25 protein-coding genes and 1 tRNA gene are annotated in these 26,615 nt (G+C 51.5%); 6 read left to right on the top strand and 20 right to left on the bottom strand.

What is annotated here, in order from left to right:
* Window positions 1-3 precede the first annotated feature (3 nt).
* Genes A8990_RS08270 through A8990_RS32035 form a run of 3 tightly spaced genes read right to left on the bottom strand, consistent with a single transcriptional unit; the run spans window position 4 to window position 1,620 of the window.
* Window positions 4-816 carry an ABC transporter permease gene (locus A8990_RS08270; protein ID WP_116188542.1) on the bottom strand — a complete coding sequence of 271 codons (813 nt, stop codon included), beginning with the start codon at window positions 814-816 and terminating at the stop codon, window positions 4-6.
* Window positions 817-823: 7 nt separating this feature from the next.
* Window positions 824-1,351, bottom strand: a complete 528-nt coding sequence (locus tag A8990_RS08275) for an ABC transporter permease (protein ID WP_342772807.1) — start codon at window positions 1,349-1,351, stop codon at window positions 824-826.
* Window positions 1,270-1,620 (bottom strand): hypothetical protein, encoded by a 351-nt coding sequence (locus A8990_RS32035; RefSeq protein WP_245995902.1) that lies wholly within the window; start codon window positions 1,618-1,620, stop codon window positions 1,270-1,272. Before A8990_RS32035 ends, A8990_RS08275 begins: the two co-directional genes overlap by 82 nt.
* A 312-nt stretch (window positions 1,621-1,932) precedes the next feature.
* Here A8990_RS32035 and A8990_RS08280 point away from each other — a divergent pair, with 312 nt between their 5' ends.
* Both A8990_RS08280 and A8990_RS08285 read left to right on the top strand, forming a co-directional pair.
* Entirely contained in the window at window positions 1,933-2,700 is a 768-nt protein-coding gene (locus tag A8990_RS08280) for a PIG-L deacetylase family protein (RefSeq protein ID WP_116188544.1), read from the top strand.
* Window positions 2,701-2,754: 54 nt separating this feature from the next.
* Window positions 2,755-4,038, top strand: a complete 1,284-nt coding sequence (locus A8990_RS08285) for an MFS transporter (protein ID WP_116188545.1) — start codon at window positions 2,755-2,757, stop codon at window positions 4,036-4,038.
* A gap of 241 nt (window positions 4,039-4,279) precedes the next feature.
* Here the strand turns inward: A8990_RS08285 and A8990_RS08290 are convergent, their stop codons facing one another.
* Both A8990_RS08290 and A8990_RS08295 read right to left on the bottom strand, forming a co-directional pair.
* Complete coding sequence (locus A8990_RS08290; RefSeq protein WP_116188546.1) at window positions 4,280-5,260, bottom strand: quinone oxidoreductase family protein; 981 nt, start codon at window positions 5,258-5,260, stop codon at window positions 4,280-4,282.
* Window positions 5,257-5,493 (bottom strand): hypothetical protein, encoded by a 237-nt coding sequence (locus tag A8990_RS08295; RefSeq protein WP_116188547.1) that lies wholly within the window; start codon window positions 5,491-5,493, stop codon window positions 5,257-5,259. The genes A8990_RS08290 and A8990_RS08295 overlap by 4 nt, the downstream gene beginning before the upstream one ends.
* A 67-nt stretch (window positions 5,494-5,560) precedes the next feature.
* On the opposite strand from A8990_RS08295, the gene A8990_RS08300 reads away from it, so the two are divergent.
* On the top strand, window positions 5,561-5,947 hold the full coding sequence (locus A8990_RS08300; protein WP_116188548.1) for a protein kinase family protein: 387 nt from the start codon (window positions 5,561-5,563) through the stop codon (window positions 5,945-5,947).
* Between the two features lie 51 nt (window positions 5,948-5,998).
* On the opposite strand, the gene A8990_RS08305 is transcribed toward A8990_RS08300, so the two are convergent.
* The 3 genes from A8990_RS08305 to A8990_RS08315 all read right to left on the bottom strand — a co-directional run bounded on the left by A8990_RS08305 (window position 5,999) and on the right by A8990_RS08315 (window position 10,080).
* A complete protein-coding gene (locus A8990_RS08305) occupies window positions 5,999-6,757 on the bottom strand; it encodes a cyclase family protein (RefSeq protein WP_116188549.1) in 759 nt (252 codons plus the stop codon).
* A gap of 159 nt (window positions 6,758-6,916) precedes the next feature.
* On the bottom strand, window positions 6,917-8,476 hold the full coding sequence (locus A8990_RS08310) for a malate:quinone oxidoreductase (protein WP_281272490.1): 1,560 nt from the start codon (window positions 8,474-8,476) through the stop codon (window positions 6,917-6,919).
* A gap of 401 nt (window positions 8,477-8,877) precedes the next feature.
* The gene (locus tag A8990_RS08315) at window positions 8,878-10,080 is read right to left on the bottom strand and encodes a methyltransferase domain-containing protein (protein WP_116188551.1); all 1,203 of its coding nucleotides are present in this window, start codon (window positions 10,078-10,080) and stop codon (window positions 8,878-8,880) included.
* Window positions 10,081-10,282: 202 nt separating this feature from the next.
* Here A8990_RS08315 and A8990_RS08320 point away from each other — a divergent pair.
* Together A8990_RS08320 and gluQRS are read left to right on the top strand one after the other, a co-directional pair.
* A tRNA-Asp gene (locus A8990_RS08320) sits at window positions 10,283-10,359 on the top strand.
* Window positions 10,360-10,458: 99 nt separating this feature from the next.
* Window positions 10,459-11,418 carry a tRNA glutamyl-Q(34) synthetase GluQRS gene (gene gluQRS / locus A8990_RS08325; protein ID WP_116188552.1) on the top strand — a complete coding sequence of 320 codons (960 nt, stop codon included), beginning with the start codon at window positions 10,459-10,461 and terminating at the stop codon, window positions 11,416-11,418.
* An 86-nt stretch (window positions 11,419-11,504) separates the two neighbouring features.
* On the opposite strand, the gene A8990_RS08330 is transcribed toward gluQRS, so the two are convergent.
* Window positions 11,505-12,119, bottom strand: coding sequence for a TetR/AcrR family transcriptional regulator (locus tag A8990_RS08330; RefSeq protein WP_116188617.1), 615 nt, complete (start codon window positions 12,117-12,119; stop codon window positions 11,505-11,507).
* Window positions 12,120-12,399: 280 nt separating this feature from the next.
* Here A8990_RS08330 and A8990_RS08335 point away from each other — a divergent pair, with 280 nt between their 5' ends.
* The gene (locus A8990_RS08335; RefSeq protein WP_116188618.1) at window positions 12,400-13,833 is read left to right on the top strand and encodes a DHA2 family efflux MFS transporter permease subunit; all 1,434 of its coding nucleotides are present in this window, start codon (window positions 12,400-12,402) and stop codon (window positions 13,831-13,833) included.
* A 74-nt stretch (window positions 13,834-13,907) separates the two neighbouring features.
* On the opposite strand, the gene A8990_RS08340 is transcribed toward A8990_RS08335, so the two are convergent.
* From A8990_RS08340 to A8990_RS08390, 11 genes are all read right to left on the bottom strand, one after another.
* Window positions 13,908-15,080: an MFS transporter gene (locus tag A8990_RS08340; protein WP_116188553.1), complete on the bottom strand. Its 1,173-nt coding sequence runs from the start codon at window positions 15,078-15,080 to the stop codon at window positions 13,908-13,910.
* Window positions 15,067-16,260, bottom strand: coding sequence for an MGDG synthase family glycosyltransferase (locus tag A8990_RS08345; protein ID WP_181909465.1), 1,194 nt, complete (start codon window positions 16,258-16,260; stop codon window positions 15,067-15,069). The genes A8990_RS08340 and A8990_RS08345 overlap by 14 nt, the downstream gene beginning before the upstream one ends.
* Before the next feature lie 216 nt (window positions 16,261-16,476).
* Window positions 16,477-17,241, bottom strand: a complete 765-nt coding sequence (locus A8990_RS08350; RefSeq protein WP_116188555.1) for a sugar phosphate isomerase/epimerase family protein — start codon at window positions 17,239-17,241, stop codon at window positions 16,477-16,479.
* A 15-nt stretch (window positions 17,242-17,256) separates the two neighbouring features.
* Window positions 17,257-18,306, bottom strand: a complete 1,050-nt coding sequence (locus A8990_RS08355) for a Gfo/Idh/MocA family protein (RefSeq protein WP_181909466.1) — start codon at window positions 18,304-18,306, stop codon at window positions 17,257-17,259.
* Between the two features lie 192 nt (window positions 18,307-18,498).
* The gene (locus A8990_RS08360) at window positions 18,499-19,806 is read right to left on the bottom strand and encodes a uracil-xanthine permease family protein (RefSeq protein WP_116188557.1); all 1,308 of its coding nucleotides are present in this window, start codon (window positions 19,804-19,806) and stop codon (window positions 18,499-18,501) included.
* Window positions 19,803-20,513: a thiamine phosphate synthase gene (thiE, locus tag A8990_RS08365; protein WP_116188558.1), complete on the bottom strand. Its 711-nt coding sequence runs from the start codon at window positions 20,511-20,513 to the stop codon at window positions 19,803-19,805. The genes A8990_RS08360 and thiE overlap by 4 nt, the downstream gene beginning before the upstream one ends.
* Window positions 20,510-21,322, bottom strand: coding sequence for a bifunctional hydroxymethylpyrimidine kinase/phosphomethylpyrimidine kinase (gene thiD, locus A8990_RS08370; protein ID WP_116188559.1), 813 nt, complete (start codon window positions 21,320-21,322; stop codon window positions 20,510-20,512). Before thiD ends, thiE begins: the two co-directional genes overlap by 4 nt.
* Window positions 21,319-22,131 (bottom strand): hydroxyethylthiazole kinase, encoded by an 813-nt coding sequence (gene thiM / locus A8990_RS08375; RefSeq protein WP_116188560.1) that lies wholly within the window; start codon window positions 22,129-22,131, stop codon window positions 21,319-21,321. Before thiM ends, thiD begins: the two co-directional genes overlap by 4 nt.
* 323 nt (window positions 22,132-22,454) lie before the next feature.
* Complete coding sequence (locus tag A8990_RS08380) at window positions 22,455-24,305, bottom strand: RICIN domain-containing protein (protein ID WP_181909467.1); 1,851 nt, start codon at window positions 24,303-24,305, stop codon at window positions 22,455-22,457.
* Between the two features lie 148 nt (window positions 24,306-24,453).
* On the bottom strand, window positions 24,454-25,644 hold the full coding sequence (locus A8990_RS08385) for a sensor histidine kinase (RefSeq protein ID WP_147306787.1): 1,191 nt from the start codon (window positions 25,642-25,644) through the stop codon (window positions 24,454-24,456).
* A gap of 127 nt (window positions 25,645-25,771) precedes the next feature.
* On the bottom strand, window positions 25,772-26,476 hold the full coding sequence (locus tag A8990_RS08390; RefSeq protein ID WP_116188563.1) for a Na-translocating system protein MpsC family protein: 705 nt from the start codon (window positions 26,474-26,476) through the stop codon (window positions 25,772-25,774).
* Window positions 26,477-26,615 lie beyond the last annotated feature (139 nt).

Here is a 26,615-nt window from a genome sequence, read left to right on the forward strand (position 1 = left end):
CGCTTATGAGCCTGCACTTTCGTAGTTTCGTAGTCCGAATTTGAAGATCCGCTGCGAGAGCCAGAAGCAGAGTATGCCGATGATCGGCGTCCATAGCGCAATGCTCGTCGGCATCCCGAATTCCCCTGATTTCCCTAGAAATTCAATTGATGGATAGAACGTAATGAACCCGATGGGCACAAGAAAGGTGAACAACAGCTGGATCATATAGGGAAAAATACTCAGCGGATACATCGTTCCTCTCTCCAGCATCGAGAGCGCAAAGCCGACCATGGATGCGTTTCGTTTCGTCCAGAACGCGATCGTACCCAGCGTGATGAAGAGCGATGCGCGGATGAGGACGCCGCCGATGATGACGAGGATGATTTTGATAATATTCATCATGGTCCAATCGAAGCCTACGAGATGGCAGCCATAGATGAAGATCACCATGCCTGGAATCAGGTCGATAAGCCCGATAAAGTTGAAATAGCTCGCGATGAGCTGGAAGAACACGTTCATCGGCCTGAGCAGCAGCCGGTCGAAAGCACCGTCAATGACCATACCGTCGATGTGCCAAGTGTTAATGAAGAGCACAACCATGATGCCGTGACTTAGCAGACCTAGCCCGTAGATAAAAGCAAGCTCCGGAAAATCCCAACCACCCAGCGGCTGAAACCGATCGACGATAATCTTCAGCATCCAGATGCCGGAGAAGTATTGAATCGGGATCATGAGCAGCCAGCTGAACAGGAACAGCGGATATTCGAGCTGTCGTTGGATTGCAAGCCGGGCGAAGCAGGTCGCAACCGAGTAATAATGACGGATCGTCGCCACGTTGCGTTCACCCTCCCTGGATTAATGTTTTGGTTTTGGTGTGGCGCCAGAAGAACGCGAGTGCGAGATATAGAACGATGATCCAGGCGCCTTGAATCGCCATGGCACGCAGTCCATCAGCCGGCCCGGTCTCGCCAATGTAAATGCCAAGCGGTGTTTGGTAGGTATATTGAAAAGGTAAATACGCGGAGATCGTTTGAACGGATTGCGGGAAGAGCCAGAGCGGAACGAGACTGCCGGAGAGGACACGAACGATGGCGTCTTTGACGTTCCCCATGTTGCCGAGCTCCATCACCCAGAAGGCGACCAAGCCCACAAGCGCGCTAAGCAGCCACAGAATGGCGTAGCTTAAGAGGCAGCTCGGGAGGAATAACAGCATTCCGATCCATGTTGCTGGCAGCGGAACGCCGAACAGGATGGATACCACCAAGAAGAGCGGCAGTACTTTGTTTATTAAGGAGCTGAGCATCGAACCGATATCTTCTGCAAGGTAACAAGCGAGCAGCGGGACGGGACGGTAGAAATCGGTGACGATTTGCCCTCGCGAATCTTGTAGTAGATCGTGTCTTGTACGTCCGTGACGAACAGCGATGCCAGCAAAATCGAGACGATCGTATACGTGACCAAATCATGCAGCGTCATTCCTACGCCACTGCCTGAACCGCCGCTGTAAGCAGCTTTCCACAGGAAGACGGACGCCACCATGAGAATGAGGTTCGTGCCGACAGAGGCGAACACTTCGAATCGGTAGGCAAGCCCGGTCAATACGCGCAGCTTCGTCATATACCAGTAAGCTTGGAACATAGAAGCCCCCTCTTCACTAGTTGAAATCGATCTATTACAATTCACCATATATTACCACTAGCATCTTCCGTTTGTCATTCACTTTCATGACTAAATAGTAGTTTCTCACGATGAATTTCTTGACAAATAAATGCTATCATATGGCATGAGCAGCAGCTATGTAACATTTATATAGAACAGTTCTATCCCTCAAGCGCCTAAGCAGGACTGCCATATCACACAAGCACATAGACTACCGATATCAGATATGAAATTCAGATGTTAGTTCATGATCGAATTATGCTAAAATATGTCGTATCGGAGGTAATCATCATGAATATTAAACAGTTATTAGGCTTACCCGACTTACTGGATGTCAAAAGAATCATTTGCGTTCAACCGCATCCCGACGATAACGAGGTCGGGGCTGCCGGAACTTTGCGCGAGCTTGCGCTGCGAGGAGTTGAAATCGTTTACATTACCGTCACGGACGGCAGTGCCAGCGGCTCGACAGGCGCTTCAACCCCTGAGGAGATAATCCGCATCCGAGAGTCCGAGAAGCAAGCGGCTGGCCAATTGCTAGGTGTAACCAAGCAGATCAATCTCGGCTTCCCCGACATGGGCGGCTACTCGGAGGATGATGTGCTGAAGAAGCTCATCCCGATCATCCGCGATGAGAAACCGGACATGCTCATGACCGTCGATCCTTGGATGCCATATGAGGCTCATCCAGATCACATCAAGACTGGCAAAGCAGTCGCAACGGCGATGCTGTTCGCCGCGAACAGGATTCGATTCCCTGAAGGCGATCCGCATGATGTTCCGCAGATCGCATTCTATGCGACTTCGCACCCGAACACGTTTATCGACGTCACTGCTCAATGGGAGACGAAGCTGGCATCTATTTTGGCGCACAAGAGCCAGTTCGATAATGCGGAATGGCCGATGCTTCGAATGTATTTCGAGCATCAAGCTGCACAGCTCCACAGCAAGCTAATCCAGGAACAAGAGCCGGTGCAAGCGCCAGCTGGTTTCGCAGAAGCATTCAAAGTGCTTGCAGCACAGCAGCTCCACTTCTTCCCAGCGGCACTATATAGCTAATGCAGCTAATTCGCAGTACTTACTCCACCACCTTATTTAGGAGGCATCCCATCCATGGCATCCACGTCCAAGAAGCTTGCGTATTCACTGAACCAAATTGGACTTAGCGTCCTATGGCAGGCGTTCAGCGCCGTCGCCGTCTATTATTATGTGGACGAATTGCATGTATCCGGGACATCGATCTCGATCGGCATGATCGTATATGGACTCTTGAATGCCCTCTTCAATCTATTGGCTGGGCATGTCAGCGACCGTACGCGCAGCCGCTTCGGCAGACGGATTCCTTATATCATGTTCGGCAGCCTCCCGTTCGGCGTCGTGTTCTATCTGCTCTTCAGTCCGCCGGCGGTCGGTACGACGATGCTGCTCGTCTATTTCTTCGCCATGACCTTAATCTTCGACCTGCTCTACTCGTTCATCGGGCTCAACACAGGCGCCCTGTTCCCAGAGATGTATCAATCGAAGAAGGACCGCTACCAGGTTTCCGCATACCAGCAAATGTTCAGCATTATCGGCATGATCATCGGCATCGCGCTTGCCAAGTCACTCGGATTATCGATCGGTTGGAGCTTAACTGCGGGCATATTTGCTTTTATCGGCATCATTACTCTTTATGCATCGCTCTACGGTTCCTTTGAGAACCCTGCATATTCAGAAAACCCGCTCCGTTTCAAAGAGGCAGCAATCACAACACTGAAGAACAAGCTGTTCACGTCCTACGTAGTTGCCAACTTGCTGATCCAGCTGACAACGACAATGTTCGTTTCCTTGACTGCTTTCTACACTAAGTACGTTGTTGAGCTGACCGCTACACAGAACTCGATATTCCTAGGCGCAGTCTTCATCGTAGCGATTCCGATGTCGTTTGTCTGGGCCAAGAGCGGCCTTCGCTTCGCAACGGTCAAAGCTGCAATCCTCTCTTCCATTCTGTACGCCATCATCTCGCTCGGGTTCCTATTCGTGAGCTCGCCAGCTGATGTAATCGTCATTGGTGCGCTGCTAGGTATTCCGGTTTCTGGTTTCATGTTATCGCTGCACGTGCTTATCTCGGATGTAATTGATTTTGACGCGGAGCAGTCAGGTCGTCGCCGTGAAGGCATGTATTACGGCATCAACGGCTTCATCATCCGTATCGGCATGTCGATTCAATACGCGATTATGGGCATCTTCTTCGCGACCAGCGGCTTTGACGAGAACGCCGCATCGCAGCCAGACAGCGCGATCAATGGCTTCCGATTCTTGATCGGCGGTTTGCCATTTATTATTTTGCTAATCACAGTCATATATCTCTTCCAATATAGTCGCCGAGAGAAGCAGCTCAGAGGCACGAATTTGTAGAGTAGAAAGGCAGTTGGACATTCAATGAAACATTCACCGCCTTGGGGCGGCTGCACATTCAAGCACATCCGATTTCGCGGTCATCGCTACACGCTGTTAGCAACAGGCGGCGCATGACATGTGACGTGCGAGGACGATTCTGCGCACGAGCATCCTTTTATCCTCGAGTAATACGATAATAGACCGCACTCTCCTCGCGAGAATGCGGTCTATTTGTTTTGCTCCATCATAACGAGCTGTACTACTCCTCAACAACAAGCAGCACTTTCCCAGTGCTCGCCCTGGTCTCAACGAGCTCCTGTGCCTGCGCGGCAGATTCCAGCGGAAGCTTCTCATTGATTTTAATTCGCACCTTCCCGCTTGCCAGCAACTGGAACACTTGTGGCGCAGCAGCCTGCAATTGTTCAGGCCGCTCCTTGCGCGTTGTGCCGAGGCTGTAGCCGAGAATCGATCGGCAGCTTGCATGCAGCTCGCCAGTCGAAAGCTGCGCGTATGTACCGCTTGAGTTGCCGAATACAACGAAACGGCCGTATTTGGCAAGGCATGCCAAACTCTGCTCGCTAACTGCTCCGCCAACCGAATCGAGAATGATCGCTGAGCCAGTTCCACCGGTTAATGCGCTCACCTGTTCAACCCAGGAACCGTCCGCATAACAGAGAACGTGATCAGCTCCAGCGTCGTATGCCACAGGCATTTTGGACTCGGTGCCAACTGTGCCGATGACCATCCCCGCGCTTAATGCTTTTGCCACCTGAATCGCGGTCGTCCCGACGCCTCCTGCCGCTGAATGAACCACAACCGTCTCGCCTGCTTCCATCTTCGCAAGATCTGCGAGCAGCTTATACGATAGGAAAGTGACAATCCCGCTTGCCCCCGCTGCCTCCATCGTCACCTCGTCTGGTAACGAGAAAGTCAGATTCGCATCAGCGATGATATACTCCGCGTATGAGCCGTTGTGCGGAAAAGCAAGCACGCGCTGCCCAACCTGCACCGTACTTACTCGCTTGCCTACCTGCTCCACAACTCCAGCTGCTTCAAGACCCGGAATGAACGGCAGCTTGCCTGCTCCCTTATTGCCATATCTAGCTTTTATATCGGCGAAGTTCACGCTTGTCGTCTTCACGCGGATCAACACCTGTCCGGGTCCGGGGGTCGGCGTCTCCATATCGACAAGCTTCAAATGCTCGGTTCCCCCGAATTGCTCGACGATGATCGCTTTCATGATCTCGAACCTCCACGTTTCTTGTTTTGTACGCCTATCAGATAGAATAATAACGTAATGATGAAGGAGCATTGAATCGACAGGACTATACCAATGCAGATGAGCTCGTCCTCAATCCCAACTGGATTGATTGCAGCTCCAACGATAACATAAAGGATAACCGCAAAAAATACGTTAAGCATGAATATCGAGAACCACTTCACGATCTCTCTCCCTGCCTGATCAGCACGCATTCGCTCACCTTCCTCTCTGCCCATTTGTGGTAAACTATCCCTATTGTAACAGATTGGAGGGACGACTTTGAGAAGAACTGCGACCACATTCCAAATCGAATCCGTCCCGCTAGCGATGCAGCCCTACTTGCAAGGAGCTGCATTCTATGACAGCAGCTGTTCGAAGGATGCCCAAACTTATTTTATCGCAAATGCTGCTTCCACTGATGCTTTTCTCAAAATCAGCCGCAAAGGTACGCTTGTGCGCGAAGCTGCAATGACCGCGTACATTCATCAGCATAAGCTCGCGCCGAAGGTGATCGCATTCGATTCGGACGAGCAGCAGGACTTCTTGCTGACAGAAGCTTTGAAGACCGACGAATTCGATGACGTCTTCTTGGACGCTTACGGTAGAGAGTATATTCACCCTAATGGTATCTCTTATTATGCGAAGCTTATGGAGCTGATGGAATGATAAAAACAAACCCCAACGCACAGAAATTGTCGTTGGGGTTTATCGTTTTCATTAACCTTCAATAATCGCTACGGGACGCGCCCAGCCTGCACTGCCCTTCTCGACTTTCACCGGGAAGCAGCACACTTTGAATCCGAAAGGCTGCGGGATTTGATCCAGATTCGCCAGCTTCTCGATCTGGCAATATTCAAGGTCTTTGCCAACATAGTGCGCTGCCCAGAGTACGCCTTCTCTTGGATTCGACTTGAAGTCTTGCGCTTGCAGATTGAGCGGAATATCCCAGCCCCAGCCGTCCGTTCCGACGACCTTGATGCCTTGCTCAAGCAGCCATACCGTCGCCTCCGCGGACACGCCGGCATGCAGAAACGCGTAATGCTCCTGATAGAGCCGCTTGTCGGCATCGCTTCGGATGAGCACAATATCGAACGGCTTCAGCGTATACCCGATACGCGCAAGCTCCTCTTGCAGATCAACCGTCGTAATCTCATAACCAGGCGGCTTCCCGCTAAAATCGAGCAGAACGCCGTCGCTGTAGAACCACTCCAGCGGCAATTCATCGATCGTTCTCGCAGGTGCCCCCTCCGACGTCGGCCAATAATGCCAAGGGGCATCAACATGCGTTCCCGCATGCGTATTCAGCGTGACCGTCTCAGTCGCCCAAGCTTTCCCCTCTGGAAAATCGCTCTGCTGCAAGCCTAGTATAGCCGATGCTTGCCGCGCGCCATCTTCATGGCTTGCGTAGTCAATCTTCGCGGGCAGCGGCTCGCGGATCTTCGGGCTTAACGGAACACTCAAATCTATTAGTTTCATCGGTCTGCCTCCATCCTAAATCTACCAATTTCAATTCCAATTCCAATTCAATTCCAATTCCAATTCCAATTCAACCCACCCATTATATCACAGGTTCCTCATAGACTTGGCTAAATAAAAGCCTCCGTCCTATCAGAGGACGAAGGCTTAATCTTAATCTTAATGTACAGTTTCCAACTCACGATTGAGCCCCAGCGCAGCCGATGTCGAAGCATGAAGCTCCTTAATCAGCTCCGGATTCTTCACCAGAGACTGGCCGTACGAAGGAATCATTTCTTTAATCTTCGGCTCCCATGCTTTCATCTCGTTCGGGAAGCATCGCGACATGACTTCAAGCATAACGGATACGGCCGTCGATGCACCTGGCGACGCGCCGAGCAGTGCTGCGATTGTACCTTCTGCATCCGTAACAACTTCCGTACCGAATTGAAGCGTGCCCTTACCTCCGGCTTGCGTATCTTTAATAACTTGAACACGCTGGCCTGCTACAACAAGATCCCAATCTTCGCTCTTCGCGCTCGGGATGAATGTGCGAAGATCTTCCATACGCTTCTCTTTGGAGAGCATGACTTGCTGGATGAGGTATTTCGTAAGCGACATATTCTTAGCGCCGGCAGCCATCATCGTAACGACGTTGCTTGGTTTAACCGACGTAATCAGATCGAACATCGAGCCCGTCTTCAGGAACTTCGGTGAGAAGCCTGCGAAAGGTCCGAAGAGCAGCGATTTCTTGCCATCGATGAAGCGTGTGTCCAAATGCGGAACGGACATTGGCGGTGCGCCAACCGGTGCTTTTCCGTATACTTTCGCATGATGCTGTTCGACCACTTCCGGATTCGTACAAACCATGAACAGACCGCTTACCGGGAAGCCGCCGATGCCTTTGCCTTCCGGAATGCCGGATTTCTGAAGCAGATGCAAGCTGCCGCCGCCGCTTCCGATAAAGACGAACTTCGCAGTGTGACGTTCAACCGCGCCAGTGCCCATGTTGCGAACTTTCAGATCCCACTCGCCATCGCGCGTACGCCTCATATTATTCACAATGTGATTGTAATTTATTTCAACGTTCTTCTTCTTCAAATATTCGAACATAACGCGTGTCAGCTCGCCGAAGTTTACGTCTGTACCTGTATCGATGCGAGTCGCCGCGATCGGCTCAGCCGATGTGCGATCCTGCATAATAAGCGGAATCCACTCTGCCAGCTTCTTCGGATCATCCGAGAATTCCATCCCTTGGAAGAGCGGGTTGCTGGTCATCGCTTCGAACCGTTTCTTCAGGAAGCTTACGTTCTTCGTTCCTTGAACCATGCTCATATGAGGAATCGGCATAATGAACTCTTCCGGGTGCTTGATCAAATTTTTGTTGACCAGATACGACCAGAACTGTCTCGAGACTTGGAACTGCTCGTTAATCTTGATTGCTTTCGTGATGTCGACAGAGCCGTCCGGCTTCTCGTCTGTATAGTTGAGCTCGCACAAAGCCGCATGGCCAGTGCCAGCGTTATTCCATTCGTTAGAGCTTTCCTCGCCTGCCGTCGCAAGCTTCTCGAACACTTTAATTTCCCATTCTGGTTTCAGTTCTTTGAGCAGTGCCCCAAGAGTCGCACTCATAATTCCGGCACCGATTAAAATGACGTCTGTTTTCGATTGTCTGTTACTCATTTCTACCTTCCTTACATGCTCATATTTTGAAGAAAAGAAGTAGGCGCTTTGCTTGATGCCCAAAGGCTGATCAACTAGCTGTGCATGCAGCCGTACTTTTCTCGGTTCATAACCAGTCGTTCGTCGGTCAGCGCTATTAATTAAATTCTATTATATGATAGTTAGTTGCTATTTAAAAGTCGGTAAATTTCTGTGACAAAATCCTATAGATGTTAACACGTGAGATACTGCCCAATTCAGACGGAGTTTAACACAGTTGGAATGAAAAACAGCTCGACATATTCATATGCAGACTTTGTAACAAAATGTTACTTGGGCTCGCAAGCTAGGACAGCTCTCCAGACACGTGCTCGACATTCGCGTCGAAGAGAACGAAGAATAGCGCCGCATTGAACAGAACACCACCCGATTCACATTACATGGATCGGGTGGTGTTTTTAGGTTTTGCTTTCTTCGACTTAATGATCTTCGAAACTAGCTGAAGCTGAGCTTGCTTTATTCGTCGACTGCTGTTTCTTCTTGCTCTTCGTGTTGTTAGGAACAGTCGACCGCAGTTTCGCAACCTGTTTATTAGGTTGTTTTACTGCGGCCTTCTTCAGCGATGGTTTCTTTGCAGCGACCTTCTTCTTACTAGGTTCGCATCTGATCCACTGCTTTTGTTCCTTCTCGACGAATTGCTCTTCATCTTCACTTTCCAGTTCTGCGTCCATTTCTAGAAGAAGCTCCGTAATCTCTTCCGGTTCCGGTTCTGGCTCCTCGAACATCTCCGAATGCTTGATCGGCAGCAGCGCCGCTGAAGTCTGCTTTTTTCCAATCTGTTTTTCAGACTGTTTTTCGGCCTGTTTACCAGGTTGTTTACCAGTCTTCTTCCCCGTCGTTTTCTTGGCCGCGGCTTTCTTCTTATTCATGTTCGTGTTCTCGTTCTCATTCTTGTCCTTGTTCTCGATCTGCTCGCGAATAATCGGCAGCATATGCTCCAGATAGAATAGCTTCTCCTTACCCTCTTTTGCTGCGCTCGCTGCTCTCAGCTCCGTGATTTCTTCCGGTTCCTCGAACGTCTCCGAATCCTTGATCAGCTGCAGCTCCGACTGCGTAACCGGCTGCTTCACAACGATCAGATGCATCATCATCTGATTCGCCACATTCAACTGCGATTGCCGGAGCAGAGACAGCTCCTGTTGGTCGAAGCCGCTATTGTATGCCGGAAAATAAAAAAACTCCATCCGCATCAGTCGTAAATCGATCATGGGCTTCTCATTGCGGACTTCGATCTCAGGCGCGGACCACGACACATTTTGCGTAATGTTATATTCATCCTGGGTCAAAATCGTATCCGGACTCGGCGTCCAATAGCGAGGAGAGTGTTCATTGAAGAGCTGCTTGAATTGCGGATTCACCATATGCGTGCTTACATGCGCGTAGGGGACAATCATACAGATCATCGCTTTATGGCGGCAGACGCGGTACAGCTCCTTCAGAACGTCCATCAGATGATCCGCATACTCCAAGCTGTGCGAGGCCATAACGAAAGAAACCGAATGATCCTTCAGCGGCAGCCGTTCATTAAAATCATGTACAAGATCGACCCCAGGAAGATCTACCCTGTCGATTCCGTAACAGTCGTGGAATTTATGGGCACCGCAGCCCAAATCGATTCTCATGCCATTTCCTTCTTTCTGTTCACACTGTTACTCTCATTCTATTCATCTCGAAATCATCGGACTATGTGTTTGTTCGCTAGCATTAACCTATAATTGAATGCCTACACCTTTCAACCGCTTCACATTTTTCGTGCAAACGCTTGCCAGCTTGTACACGTTCGTGTTACTATTCATTTTGTGTTCAGAACACATCTTGAAATGCGGAGCCGTGGTGTAGAGGCCTAACATGCCTGCCTGTCACGCAGGAGACCGCGGGTTCGAATCCCGTCGGCTCCGCCATTCCTCTTCATATCTGACCCTATGTCAACTTTCGCAAAGAGCCGCTATGCTGCTCTTTTTTTGCATATTCAGAATCTTTGATTGTGGAGTGTGGATTCGATGATGGAACGACGCGGACGATTCGCCCCTACCCCATCAGGTCAGCTGCACATCGGCAATGCATTCACGGCGCTCTGCGCATGGCTGCAAATCCGGCAAGCTGACGGCAAATTTCTATTGCGGATTGAAGATATTGATAAACCTAGATGCCGTACCGAATATGCCCGGCAGCAGCTGGATGATCTGCGCTGGCTCGGATTGGACTGGGATGAAGGGCCTCTGGTCGACGGACCATATGGGCCTTACGAGCAAAGCAGCCGTGAGCCGCTCTACGAGGAAGCACTGCAACGTTTGATTCGCAAAGGTCACGTATATCCCTGCTATTGCAGCCGCGCAGATCAGACGGCAATCGGCAGCGCTCCGCACGGTCTCTCTTCCGAAGGTGCGGCTTATCAAGGCTTATGCCGCTCGATGTCACATGAGGAACGAGATGTGCGAGCGATCACGAAAGCACCGTCACTAAGGTTCATGATGCCCGAGGAAGCGCTCAGCTTCGAAGACGATATCGCTGGCACACAGGCGTATGCGAGCGGTGACTACATTGTGAAGCGCGCTGACGGCATGTTCAGCTACCAGCTGGCGGTAACCGTCGACGACGCAGCGATGGGAATCACGGATGTGTGGCGCGGTTCCGATTTGCTCGACTCGACGCCAAGGCAGCTTGCGCTATACGAAGCGCTCGAGCTCAAGCCGCCGAGATTCGCCCACGTACCGCTTATTGGAGATGCGGAAGGCAATCGGCTGTCCAAACGCGGCAGGAGCAACACGCTTGCTGCGCTGCGGGCAGAGAGCATTCCGCCTGAGCGGCTTGTTGGCCTCCTCTCCTACTTGGCTGGATGGAAGCAGCAGCTGGAGCCGGCTCAACCCCAAGAGCTTATACCGCGCTTCCACACCGAGCAGTTGAATCAACCAATCATTTCTATTCGCGATAACCAGTTGGAGTGGTTGCGATTTACATAACAAACCGTGTGCGATGCCGCACAAACGCACACGCACACAAACGACAAACGACAAAAAGCAGTGACCCCAGGTCACTGCTTTCGTCGTTATTTCCCCTTCGCTGGTTGATCAAGGAACTGATGCGTCCGCAGCAGAGTGAACTGCCTAGCCAGATAGGTTGGCGAATACGGCATATCGTTACGAATCCAAGAGACGATCGTGCCGATCAAGGCGGAGGAACCGTACCAGATCGCGATATCCTTCTGGATGCCTGCCTTCGAAATGGAAGAGTCCGCTCCCATCAGTTCCATTCTTGCTGCAACGGAGCCCGTTAACATTTTGAGCAAACGCTCTGTGAAGATCGGCGTCCGTTTCGTCCCAAGCACGACTTTGTAGAACTTCGAATTCGCCGCAATATGCTCGAGCAAGCTGATGAACCTGTGCGAGTCCGCGTCCTCTATGCTCCGCTTTGCATCCTGAGACTGCTCGATAACCTCCTGAATCTCTTCAATCATATCGTCCGCCATCTTCTCCAGCATATCGGGAATGTCGCGATAATGCAGATAGAAGGTAACACGGTTGATCGTCGCCTTCTCCGCAATCTTGTTCACCGATATTTTCTCAATGTCCATCTCCTGCAGCAGGTCGATCAGCGCATCCTTCAACAGCTGCCGTGTCCGCAAAATTCGGGGGTCTGTCCGTGGCTTGGTAGGCTCTGTCATATCCATTTCCCTTCCTCATTCTGGAACTACAATTCATAATTGCTTTGTTGTTTAACTCGCAAGTAAACGACACTCGCTTCATTAGTGATAATTAGTTTACATATCGCCTTGATGTGTCGCTTGTAGAAAGACGCAAACTGACTATAATCTAATTCATATAATGTTAATTATCTTACACGTTGTAAATTAAGTCTAGACACTATTTTGGAGGAGATGGAGCAAGTTGAGTAATACGAAGACAGACACCAGTTCCATTAAGAAGGGACCTATTCTGTTTATTATGATTCTAGGCGCCTTTCTTGCGACACTGAATCAGACCATCATGAGCGTTGCGACGCCGGAGCTAATGAGCGACTTCAGCATTACCGCGACAACGGCTCAATGGCTCACAACGGGCTACATGCTCGTTAACGGCGTACTTATTCCGATTACCGCCTATTTCATGCAGCGGTTTTCAACGAGGCAGTTATTCCTCGCTTCGATGATTATCTTCTTCATCGGAACGGTCGTCTCTGCACTTGCCGGCACGTTCCCTGTCCTGCTCACTGGTCGGATGATTCAAGCAGCTGGAGCAGGCATAATCATGCCGCTGCTCATGAACGTAATCCTTACGCTGTTCCCGCCTGAGAAGCGCGGCGCCGCGATGGGCATGATGGGCTTCGCGATTATTTTCGCACCGGCTATCGGTCCTACACTTGCAGGTTATTTGCTCGAAAATTACGCATGGCAATCGATGTTCTACGGCATGATTCCATTCGCAATTATTGTTATCATCTGTGGTCATGTTTTCCTGCGAAACGTTTCCGAGCGCCGCGATACCAAAATTGATATTCTCAGTGTGCTTGTGTCGACGCTCGGCTTCGGCGCGTTGCTCTATGGCTTCAGCCGTGCAGGCTCTGAAGGCTGGTCGAGCGCAGAAGTTATCAGCTCCATCGCGATTGGCGTTGCAGCACTTGTCATCTTCACATGGCGACAACTCGTATTGCGCGAGCCGCTGCTTGAACTGCGTGCGTTCAAATTCAACATGTTTACGCTCACGACAATCATCAATGTCGCTGTCACGATGGTGATGTATGCCGATATGATGCTTCTGCCGCTGTATCTCCAGAACGCTCGCGGCTACACTGCACTTGAATCCGGACTGCTGCTCCTCCCTGGCGCGCTTGTCATGGGCTTCTTGATGCCGGTTGCGGGAAGACTGTTCGACCGTTTCGGCGCTAGATGGCTCGCCGTTATCGGTCTCATTATTACGATCGGCATGACGATCGGTTTTGTTGATTTGACGGACTCGACTAGCTATACGTATCTGGTTCTCATGTCTACAGGTCGCCGAATCGGTATGGCGCTGATGCTCATGCCAATTACTACGGCCGGTCTGAATCAGCTGCCTAACCGCCTCAATGCGCACGGAACTGCGATTTCCAATACGATCCGTCAAGTTGCAGGCGCTGTCGGTACATCGTTGCTTGTAACGATCATGACTAGCCGGACAAAAACTCATCTTACCGATATGATGATATCTGGCTCTGCTAAAGATACGCAGGAGCATATGATCATGGAAGCGTCCATCCAAGGCATCAACGACGCTTACCTCGTTATCATAGCGATCGGCATCGTCGGTCTGGTGCTCGCGTTCTTCATCAAGCGCGTGAAGCAAGCGACTGAAGAGGACACTGCTGCTCCGCTGACGCGGACTGTTGCGACGGAAGCTTAATATTTGTTTGTAAGAATACAGTAGAGCAAATGCTCAAAAAGGCTATTCCAATTGTTGGGATAGCCTTCTCTCTGCTACAGCTCATTCTTCGCAATAATGTAATAGCACGCAATACAGGCGAAGATGACTGCCGCCATCCAAAATGGCAATGCCTCGTTAATCCGCTCCGCCATCCACCCGCCGAGCGCCGGACCGGCAACGACGCCGATTCCTTCGATCGTCGAGATGAGCCCCCACCCTGCCCCCGCGTATTCTTCCGGTACGAAACGGGCAAGGTAGGCATTCCAAGCTGGAAGCAGCGAAGCGTAAGAAGCGCCTAAGATCATTGCAAACAGAATCGTCTCCGTGAACGAATCCGAGAACGTCAGCGCGAATACCGCGATGCCGAATATGCCGAAGCCGCCAATCAGAAACCACCTGCCGCCCAGCTTGTCAACCCATCTGCCAGCCGGAACCAGGATCAGCGCTGCGGTTGCCCCTCCTGCGATAAGCGACAGCGACAGCTCCGAATGGCTAAGGCCGATCTGCTTCGTCGCGAACGGCGAGAGCAGTGGAATGAGCAAGCCGCCAGCCGTCGTCTGAAGGATCATTCCGGGCAGCAGGAAACCGGTCTTGGTGAAGCGCTCCCAGAGCATTTTCAGCTGATTGGCAAATGACTTTCGGATGCTCGGCTGCTGATGCCGCACGTTCGGCACAGCCAACGACATCAACGTACACACGGCTAACAGTCCAACCAGACTGAAGAATACGAGATGCTCACCCATATCCATCAGGAAGTTCATTGCGACAGGCCCAAGTGCTAGTCCGCACATCCAGAATAGATACAACAAGCTCATCTGAGAAGCACGATTATTTTCCCGAATACTCCTCAGGCAGACAAGCCACACCGGCGATCCGCCGATGCCAAGAAGGGCAGTTGACAGCAGCAACAGCCCTTCCGATCTCGCGTTCACCACGAGCAGCATGCTTACCAGCGATAGCATCATCCCGGCGAACAGGATATTTCTGCTTGAGAAGCGGTCCAGCAAGTAGCCGGCGAATACCTTGACCCCGTTATCCATCAAGTAGTGCAGCGACACCGCAAGGCCGATAACCGACAAGGAGAAGTTCAATTTCTCTGAAGCATACGTCGGCAGGTATGCCACCAGGAATGCTCCGCGTACGAATTCTACGAGCAGCAGCAAAAGCAGTTGAACCGTCACGCCTGCTGCCCCGGCATTCGTTCTAATCCGGTCAAGTATACTCATCGATCAGCTGCCTTCCCTGTATCACCACATCGACATCGGAATTCTTCTTCGAACGTTTATGAACAAGCCCCGCAATTTCGTACAGCACCGTATCTGATGCAAGCCGATCCGCCCCAGCGGCAGCGTCGCCGACAGCCTGCTCTTGTTCCAGCTCAATCTCTGGTTTGCGCTCAATAGCTCTCTGAACAGCACTAACTAAGCTCGCTTTATCATTCACAATTTGAACGAACCCTTTGGACTGCCAATATTCCGCATTTCCCCGCTCCTGCCCAGGCAATGGACGGTACACGACGACCGGAAGCCGCATCTTCCGCGCTTCAGCCAGTGTAATCCCGCCAGCTTTCGTAATCAGGCACGAAGACATCGCCATCAGCTCTTCGATTCGCTCCACGTAGCCGAACACGCGCACATGGCCTGCTGTGCCGAATGCACCCGACATCGCCTGATAGAGCGAGCGATTCCGGCCGCAGACAAGCAGCACCTGAGCCTCCTCCATGCGCTCGATTTCCTCGACCATTGCTGCAGCATCGTTGATCACGCCATACGCGCCAGCCATGATCAGCACAATTGGCTTTGACACTTGCAGCCCATACTTCTGCTTCACGTCCGCGATGGGGATCGATTCATGGAACGCTGACCGAATCGGTATCCCGCTCACCACGATGCGATGCGGATGAACGCCAGCCGATGTCAATTGCGTCTTCAGTTCATCGGAAGCGACAAAATACCGATCCGTATCCGGATGAATCCAGCGGCAATGAGCCACGTAATCGGTCACGATCGTGAAACAAGCGAAGCTGTTTCCATCTTGCTCCTTCAGCTTCGACATCGCGAGAAGCGGGAAGGTATGAATGACCGCATCCGGCCGCTCCTCCGCCGCTATCGCCTTCATCTTGGACAATCCGAGCAGCTGCAGCCACCGGTTGATAGGACTGTTTGGTTTCAGCTGATTCGTTACCGTGTACAGCCAGCCATAGATATCTGGAAAGTAAATCGAGCCCTTATGAAAAATATATCGGGAAACCGCATTCCATACCGGATTCGTCTGCGCAAACATATCAATCAGCTTCACATTAAAAAGTCCGGTACGTTCCAATCGCCGCTGCATCGTTCGAGCGACCTGATAATGTCCGTCACCATACATCGCGTAGACGATTAACACTTTACGTTTTGGATTCATCGCTGATCCTCCCGATTCTGAAGACATGTCGCACTGCGCTCTCTCGCATCTTCAGTCTAAAGGCTGCATCTAAACTAATCGTAAACTGGGTATTAATTTTATATAAACTGGCAGATGACCGCTGCTCGAAACAGCAAAAAACCCGCCAATTGCTCGCGGGTTTCTACATCCTTCTATGAAAGGTTTGTAAACGACTGGAAATCGATCACAAACCGTTTACAGTAAGCCTTTTTCTTTCAGATTCAAGTAGCTCACAGTCGCTGTCTCAAGACCCGTCAAATGACGGAGTTGATCCTGCTCGACGGTCATCCACTCAACACCGATTTCTGCTGCCGCTTCAATCGATTCCTTAATCTGAACGACGCCCGTTCCAACCGCTGTCCATTTGCCGATCTCGTCCGTGCCGTACACGTCCTTCAAGTGGATCGCCGGCACACGGCCAGCCATCTTGCGAAGGATATGAGCCGGATCAGCGCCGCCAAGCGTAATCCATGCTACGTCCAGGCGGAAGAACAGGTTGCGCGGATCAGTGTGCTCTGCCAGAATATCTAACGCGTATACGCCATTGAACACTTTCTGGAACTCATGCGCATGGTTGTGGTAGCAGAAACGCAAGCCTTCCGCAGCAAGACGCGCACCTGCTGCGTTATACAGCTCCGCATCATGGAGCAGCTGCTCACGCGATTCGGCAACCTCCCACCAGAGCGTAACGTCTTTCGTCTGTAATGCTTGTGCCTGACGAATGACATTGTCCAGCAGCTTCTCATCCTTCAGCTGTTCCTTGTTAACGCTATGCGTCGCGATTTGCAGTCCCAGCTCGTGGAACCGCGCAACGTTCGCTTTCACATCGCCGTTCAGCAGCTCCGCGCCGCCTTCAATGCCTTCGTAGCCGATTTCAGCAACGCGCTGCATCGTACCCCAGAAGTCCTGCTTCGCTTCTTCATGAACGATACCGATAAGTCCAAGCTTTGGTCTTGTCATCGTAAGTACACGCTCCTATTTCGCAAATTGTCCATTCTCCAGCATCGTGATAAAAGGGCTGTCCGTCACGTCCGTCAGAGGCAGCGAGACGCGAGCATTGCGGCGCACCGACTCATAGGTAGCGAAGATAATCTCAGACGCACGAAGCGCTTTGCGATGCGAAACCTCAGGCTCCTCGCCCGATTGCAAGCAGTCGATCGCATGGCGGACATAACCGATCATCTGATCGGACATGCTCGTCAGCTCCATCTCCGGCTTCCAAGCTGGATCCGCATAGTTCACGCCACGGACGATTTGGCCATCCCACATCACTTCAATAAATCCTTCGGAGCCGATCACCCGAACTCCTGCCCAGATCTTCGATATATCGCCATTTGGATCCCATGTATCGATTGCACCCGAGTACATATTCGCTTGAACACCATTGGCAAAAACAACCTGGCCTGTCGCCCCGCACTCCGACGGTACATTGAACCAGTTGTAAATTTCCGTTGTATCAACCGCGCCTAGCACGGATTTCGCCGGCGTCTCGTTCATGAAGCTGATCGCCTGATCGAAAGTATGAATGCCGCAGTCCAGTAAATTCGGCGGCGAATAGAGATCAAGCCGAATCACTTCTCCGATACGGCCTTCCCCAATGAGGCGGCGTACTGTTTGGTTGCCCTTCGCGAAGCGGCGCTGCAGCGAGAATGTAAGCTGGCAGCCTGCCTCATCGGCGATACGGCTCATCTCCTGACATTCGCCCCATGTAGCCGACATCGGCTTCTCGCACAGAACGGCCTTCACGCCAGCCTCTGCGCAGTCCCGGAATACCGGAAGATGAAGCGGCGTCCAGAGACAGATCAGAACGACGTCCGGCTTCTCGGCAGCGAGCATTTCTTTATGATCCGTATAAAGGTTTGCTTGAAAACCAAATTCCGTATTCAATGTTTGTGCAGATGCTTCAGAAATATCCGATAATCCAACAACTTCAAGTCTGCTGTCGGCTTTAATGCCGATGGCATGTTCATGCGCACGCTTCCCGCAGCCGATAAACGCGACTCGATAAACAGACGAACTGCTCACTTCAACGATCCTCTCCTAAAACTGGATTTTTTGGAACCAATTGAAACGTTTCGATATACATAATAGAATACTCTCTTATTATAGCGCTTTCAATATGTGTATGGAGATTTGACAAAACAAATATATGAAAAGCCCGCTGCATCAAGCGATGCAACGGGCTGGACAGGAATAACTGCACAGGTCTAACTAACTCTACGCTTCTCTCGATTTGAAGTAGCTTGGTAGTTTCACAAGAAGCAGCTGCAGAACAAGCACACTGCAGGCGCCTACTAGAATCGCATTCGACAGCAGCGTTCCCCAGAAACCAGGCAGCGAGGCTAGATTCGAAGGTAACGCAATTGCAAGCAGCAGCGAAATTCCGGCAACCGTGAAGTTCGCTTCCGTCCGCTCCATCTTCATGAGCAGCGATATGCCAGACATGAACAATCCAGCTGCAGCTGGCAGGAACAAACCGCCGACGACTGCACCAGGTGTGAGTCCAAGCAGTGCACCTGCTTTCGGCACGAACCCGAGCACCAGCAGCAGCCCGCCCGCCCATATAACGGGGTAGCGAGAGCCGCTGCGAGTGAGACGTAACAAGCCGACGTTCTGTGCGTAAGCCGTAGTCGGCAACCCGCCGAGCAGCGAGGATACGATGGATCCGGCTGATTCGCCGATAAAGCCGCGTCTAATGCGGTCGTTCGTCAGCTCGATATCCGTTATCTCGGAAGCGGCTTGATAGACGCCCATCGCTTCCATAATTGCTGCCAGGTATGCGACCAAGAATGTAAGAATGACGGTAGTATCCCACTGAAAAGCGCCATGCGGCATAAACTTCGGCAGTCCGAACCAATCCGCCTCGCGCACGCTGCTGAAATCCATTCCGCTCATGAACGCTGCAATGATATCACCTGCTAGCAAACCGATCAGGAAGGCATACCGCTTCCACCAGCCTCGGCCGAAGACGGATAATAAGGTTACGATTGCAGCCGTCGTGATCGATAACGTCAACGTCGTGCCATCCAGGAAGCCTTCCTCGCCGGCGCTTCCGCCGAGAAACTCATACATCGTAAACTGCGAAAGCACAACGCCGACAATACAGATGACTGTACCTGATACGAGCGGCGTAAACCATGACCGCAGCTTGCCGATCAAACCTGTTGCGGATAGGAGAAATACAAGAATAGCGCTAATGAGCATCCCGCCATAGGAAGCGGCTAAACCTGGAGCCTTGCCTGTCGTAATCATCAGCGTATCGAAGGACGCCGATGGGCCTTGCACGATCGGCAGCTTCGCCAGCCGCGTCGCTTGCAGCAATGTGACAAGTCCGGCTACGACGAAGACCGTATTAATAAACGATGTGGTCGCGATCGGTGTCATGCCGATCATCGCGGCGATGAACAGCGGATCGAGCCACACATTCGAAACGAACACATGCTGAAGTCCAAGCAGCAAGCCTTGCAGCTTGCCGACTCGCTGCTCGACTTCCAGCTTCATATCTTCGGACGGCGCTGTCGTCATCTGCTTCCACCTGCCTTGCCGCTCTTGGCATTGCTGGTCGAGCCGCCAGCTGCATGAACCGCCTGGCGCATCTCCCGCGCCGCAGCGGTCGGATCATCCGCGTGCGAGATCGCGGTAATGAACGACACGCCATCCGCTCCTGCGTGAATGACCTGCCCAGCATTCGCAGCCGTTATACCGCCGATGCCGACGATCGGGATGTGAATCCCGCTTCCTCGCATCTCTGTCAGCACCTGCAAACCGGAAGCAGCCTTCGCATCTTCCTTCGTTTGCGTGGAGAACAAGGGACCAACGCCTAAGTAATCAGCGCCGGAGCAAATTGCCGCCCCGGCTTCGCCCATATTGTAAGCCGACACGCCAAGCAGCCGGCTGCCAATACGCTCGCGCACCGCGGATGCGCCTTCGTCCTCCTGCCCGACGTGTACGCCGTCAGCATCCACCGTAATCGCCAATTCCACATCATCATTGACGATAAAGGGTACATCGTGCCGCCGGCACAGCTCGCGCATCCGATACGCAAGCTCCACCATCGGTTCGCCACTAAGCGCACCGGTCCCTTTTTCCCGAAACTGGAACAAGGTGATGCCGCCATCGATAGCCTCTCGGAGCACGTCCATCGGATCTTTCAGACAGTTGTTGCTGCCCATGATGAAATAAACTTGCAGCGCCTTCCGAATCGCCGCATCATGCCACTTGAATTCGCTCATCGGCTGCTCCTCCGTTCCCGGTACGCCCAATGATTCGTCGGGCCATGCCCAAGTCCTAGGTGCAGCGAGTCTTCAATCGCCGCTTGAATGAACGCTTTGGCAACGGGCACTGCTTCCAGTACCGAGTGCCCTTTTGCCAGCTCTGCCGTGATTGCCGCTGCGAATGTACAGCCCGTGCCATGCGTGTGCCGCGTCTCTTGGCGCTCGCTGCGGAACTCATAGAAATCGCGCCCGTCATAGAGCAGGTCGACAATTTCATCTGCTCCCGCAGGATCATGCCCGCCTTTCATCACGACATGCTTCGCACCGTATGCAGCCAGCTTCCTCGCCGCCTCCTTACGATCCTCCATCGTCACGATCTGCATATCTGTCAATATTTCCGCTTCCGGTATATTCGGTGTCACCACATAAGCAAGCGGCAGCAGGGATTGCTTCAGAGCGCGAATCGACTCGTTAAGCAGCAGCGCTGCACCGCCTTTGGCGATCATCACCGGATCGACGACGACCTTCTCCCACTTGTACTGCTGCAGCTTCTCCGCTACGCAGACGATGATTTCGCTGGAGAAGAGCATTCCGGTCTTCACGGCGTCAGCGCCAAGATCCTCGCCGATCGCATCGATCTGCTGCGCCACTGCCTCTGTCGACAATGGATAAATACCATGAACGCCTAGTGTGTTCTGGGCTGTCACTGCTGTAATCGCCGACATCCCGAAGGCGCGAAGCTCCTGAAATGTCTTGAGGTCGGCTTGAATTCCCGCGCCGCCTCCGCTGTCTGAACCTGCTATCGTTAATGCGCGTGCTATTGTCATACGTTCACTCGTTCTGCTTGGCCAAGGCGTTCAATGTCTGCTTCCGTCACGCGAGCCAGCTGATTCAGGAACTCGATCTGGAAGCTGCCTGGTCCTTGCTCCGCGGTCTTCGCAGCAGCGATCTCCGCCGCAACGCCATACACGACAAGCGCCGCTGTCGCTGCTTTTACGAAATCAGGCTCTACCGCAGCGAAAGCCCCAATCACAGATGTGAGCAAGCAGCCAGTTCCCGTAACGCGCGTCAGAATCGCATCACCGTTGCGCACTACGCAAGCTCCTGAGCGATCGGCGATCACATCTTCTTTGCCCGTGATGACGACAACGCAGTTCAATTGTTCCGCCGCCAGCTTCGCAAGCTCCAGCACGTCGCCGTTTCCTTCGCCAGCATCCACGCCTTTGATGCTCCATTCGCGGCCGACCACATTCGCGATTTCAGCTGCGTTCCCGCGAATAATATCGACGCGCAGTGTATTCATAAGATCTCTAGCCGTATCCGTACGGAACGCTGTTGCGCCAGCACCAACCGGATCGAACACAACCGGTACTCCGCTAGCATTCGCAGAAGCACCTGCCAGCTTCATCGCTTCAATCTCCGTACTGTTCAACGTGCCGATATTCAGCACGAGCGCGCCTGAAATCCGCGCTACATCTGCCGCTTCCTCTTTGGCGTACGCCATAATCGGCGACGCGCCGAGCGCGAGCAGCCCGTTCGCCGTAAAGTTGGTCACGACCACATTCGTAATGTTGTGGACGAGCGGGTTCACTTGCTTCATTTTCGACCAAATCTGTACCACTTCTTGATTATTCATCTGCTGCACGTCTCCCTCTCATGATCAAGATTCAAACCCGTTTGGAGCAACAAAAAAACGCCCCGCCTACGACAAATCGGTCGCAGGCAGAGCGTTTAAATAAACGCACGCTAGTAGCAGTACTCTTCCTACGATGGCATTACCCAACAGGTTATACGGTCTACGACACCTTAGTCGTACTCTCAGCCTGCTTGCCGCAAGCTCCCGCGTTTATTCAATTGTGACAAGTGTATTGTACAACTGTAGAAAATGCAACCATTAATTCTCATCTGCTTCAACCAGCAGCAAACCGCTTCATTCCATTTCAATCCGTTTCAAACGTTTCAATTCACTTTTACAAGCTGCCATTGCTGATTATTGCCGCCAGTGTCCGTGTATTGAATAACATCTCCGCCGTCGGAAGTCGATTGACCGCTGACATCCATCACTTTGCCGCTGTTCCGATTGACGAACTTATAATAACCGCCTGACTGCACAGGCAGCCATTGCTGGTTCGTACCGCCGTTATCGGTGTACTGAATGACATTGCCGCCATCGGCAGTGGATTGCCCGCTAACATCCAGCACTTTGCCGCTGTTCCGATTCACGAGCTTATAATAGCCGCTGCCTGTGCTCACAAACTGCCATTGCTGATTATATCCGCTATTATCGGTCCACTGGATGACATCTGCGCCATCAGATGTCGAGCCTTGGGACACGTCCATTAGTTTGCCGCTATTACGGTTCACCAGCTTATAATATCCCGTAGTATCAATGCCGCTCGATATGCCGTCTACCCCCGTAATGACGAAGGTGCTGACAGAGCCTGCAGGCAATGTCACGCTAAATTGCTTATTCGACAACGTGAGGCCGGATAATGCGGCATTGTTCTCTGTCGAGCTTGTGCGAGTGCCTGTCAGCGTACCGGAAACGGTTGCAAATTGAGACAGGTCATACGTAATCGTATTGGAAGACGCAGAATCGTTCATGCCGACGATAATTAGCTTCTTCCCTACGCTGTCATAGGCTGCGATGGAGTCGCCGTTGTTGATATCGAGCATTTTGTAGCCGGGACGAATATATTTGCTCCACTGGCCCATCGTGTAATACTTCCGCGTCACCGAGTAAACAGAACGGTCACCGCTTGGATTGTTGAGATCCGTCTCGAGCATTCCCCAGCCGCTGCCTGCTGTTTCGACCACTTGCCAATAGACCCAGGCACTGTTCTTCATGTACTTGATATCCCACAGAATATTACGAGACATCGTAAGTCCAGTCGAATCGCCGTCACCATGCTCGGAGTTCCAAATCCGTTTACCGCCAGCCGCGGTATTCAAGCCGACACGGTCACTGCCGCCGTACGTATGGGAGTTGAATTGCACCATCTTCGCTCTGGTCGCTGCCGAGAAGCTGTTAATCGTATCACGAGCAAGATCGATGCTCGTTTCTTCCGGTCCGCTGATACCTGTAGAGAGCCCCTTCGAAGCAAGTGAATCATACAGATAGCCGATCATAACCTGCTGATTCGCCGGGTACATCCGGTTGCCTTCTTGCCGATTCCCATAGTACCAATAATCGGAGCTTGGCTCGTTAACCGGCGATAGCGTACGGAAGTCGATGCCCCAATTGTCATGGAACTGTTTCACAACAGCCGTGAGGTAATCGGCAAAATCATCATACATGTCATCCTTCAAGTTCTCCGCAGCATTGACGCCGCCAGTTACACTGCCGCTCTTCGTCATCCACCAAGGCGGCGAATTCGCGAATGCTTCCGCAATGAACTCGCTCGAGGCGATACGCGATTTCGCTGCATTCAGAATCCATCGTTGATTCGCGTCACTATTCCAGTCATACGAAGCTGCCGCAGACGCCTTATATCCCGGCACGCGCGCGCGATACTCCATATTGTTCGGGTAAGCGGGATTCTCGCCGCCGCCAATGTTGTACCGGACGATGTTCATACCGAGTCCGCCGCTTGCGCTAAACAGCTTGTTCGCATAATCATTGCGCACCGAATCAGGCGCTCCGCCGATAACATTCGCCCACCAAGCGAGAGACGTCCCCCAGCCTTCCCAGGTCTGGTACTGGACACTCGGGTTCACGACAGCGGTGTAGCTTGCTGCACTGGCTTCTTTGGCAGGCTGCCATTTGCTGCCCGGCAAGCCAAAGGAGAAAATTAGAAGCATACAACTCATGATAAGCCCCAGCCTCCTTAAAGAATGAATCATCAATTCACGCTCCGTTTCCACATGGATTGTAAGCGCTCGCGGTCGTGCAACCTATTCCGCTGACAGCACTTCTACCCATATTTACGAATGAAGCAGTGAATTCATGTCCAACACCCTATGCGCTTTGACTCTTCTGTTTCGCAAATGCGAACTTGAACGTTGTTCCCTTCTCACCGCTGTCAATGCTGATCTCGGCTCCATGTCTCCGCGCGATGTCATAGCAAATGGATAAGCCAAGGCCTGTTCCTTTCTCTTTCGTCGTAAGGAACGGCGTACCCAGCTGCGCAACGATTTCCGGCGGGATGCCGGGACCTTCATCTTTTACATAGAAGCCTATGCTCGCTTCATTCTCGAACATCTCCACGACTACGGTGGTCCCTTTTTCGGACGCTTCCAGACTATTGCGCACCAGATTGATAAGCACTTGCTGAATCTCCTTCGAATTCAGTCGAACAGGCGTGACCGACTTCTCGATAAATGATACCTTCTTCCCCATCATAAGCGCGTCTGCTTCCAATAAAGGCAGTATGAATCCTAATGTTTCGGCGAGGTCCTTCTCAAGCCTTTCAGCGGAATCATTCTGCTTCGATAGAGATAGGAAGTTGCCAATGATCTCATTCGCACGGTCCAGCTCGCTAATGATGAGCTTATAATAATTGTCATTGTAAGTTTGATTGCGCTGCATCAGCTGCAAGAAGCCTCTTACGGTTGAGATCGGATTACGAACCTCATGGCTAATGCTGGCCGCCATCTGAGCCACGAGACTGAATCGGTCCAGACGTTCCACTTCGCTGCGGAGCCTTGTCTGTTCCTCGATTTTCTCCGTAACGACATTCTCGAGATTTATTTTATCCAACTGCATCTCACGCTCTCGCAGGACATATCGCGTAATCTCTTCTGTTGTCGCCAGTACGCCAACCACTCGATCTTCCTTATTCAGAATCGGGATGGAATTCCAGACGGATACCGTTCGGAATCCGTCTGGCCATACAAACTCAAGCACTTCATCCTGGACCTCTTCTCCATCTACGCCGGAACGCTGCATCGGCATTTCATGCGGCAGAAGCTCGATTCCGTCGCGAAACACCTTTACGCTTGGCGGCTTGAAGGATGAATGTGAGAAGAACCCTCCGGCTGGAATGCGCAGCATGCGAGACGCTTTACGATTATGGATAATCGTTGTGCAGTGCGGATCTGTACCGATCGATACGCCACCTGGTGAGATCTCGAATAACTGCCAGAACTCTTCCGGGATATGATTATATTTGAAACTCCCATCATGTTCAGATTCATACGAATGGTTCATATACAATAAAAGCACTCCTTCTGAAAAGTTAAAGAATACGGGATCAAAAAAAGCCTAAACAAGAGCTCTAATCGAGGGCTCTTATTTAGGCTTATGTCCAGCGCTGTCTCTGTCTCATTAAGACCTATTATGAACTTGGATGCAGGATGAGGACGATGACCGATTTATCGAGATGGAAATCCCAGTCCACGAATACATCTACAACACCTGCATTTAACATCTTGCTGAATCGATTGTTCCGGTGAAGATGGCCTTTCTCTAAATTGCGTTTAGCCAGCTTCAGCGTTTCTTCTTGTCCAATCCGGATCAATTCTTTTTCGATGCTGATGAGAATTCCGTTTCGTATGACCAGAATGGTCCGGTCATTGATTTTGTACGAATAAGTTTTCTCAGGTTTCTTCTCCACGTTATGGCTGATTAGATCAATCTCTTGGTGAAGCTCCTCCTGGCCCGCATACGTTTCGTGCACGTTAACTGAGTGAGGATGCTCGTCATCGCAATCTATGCCAACCATAATTCCGGATTGATTGTGCAAGCCCCAATCATAATAGAACTCCTGGATATTGAGACCCGTTAGCAGCAATATATAAGCTTTCATTTCTGGAAATAACGACTTCATTAACAAATCTCTCGTACTCTGAATCGAATAGATCTGATCTTGTTGAAGTAAAATCTTTTCCGTTGGTGAAAGAAAATTACGAAGATAAATGACCACGAAAGGTCGGTTTACGCTGACGTAGATGGACTGCGGTCCTTTGCCGAATGCATCGCGCAGCAATCTGCCGATGTGGCTTGTAAGCTCGTTCTGAACTTGTTTGTCGTTAGCTTCCATAAGGTTCACTCTTATCTGGAGGCAGCAGCATCATATCTCCTACCCTACCTGTATTTTAATAAGTCTTTGCAATTTAGACAACCTTTCTTCACAATTATCTATATTTTTCTCCTTTCCTATTCATGGGTATAGAACAAAA

The sequence above is a fragment of the Paenibacillus taihuensis genome, assembly GCF_003386535.1.
In the GTDB taxonomy this organism is placed as follows: domain Bacteria; phylum Bacillota; class Bacilli; order Paenibacillales; family Paenibacillaceae; genus Paenibacillus_Z; species Paenibacillus_Z taihuensis.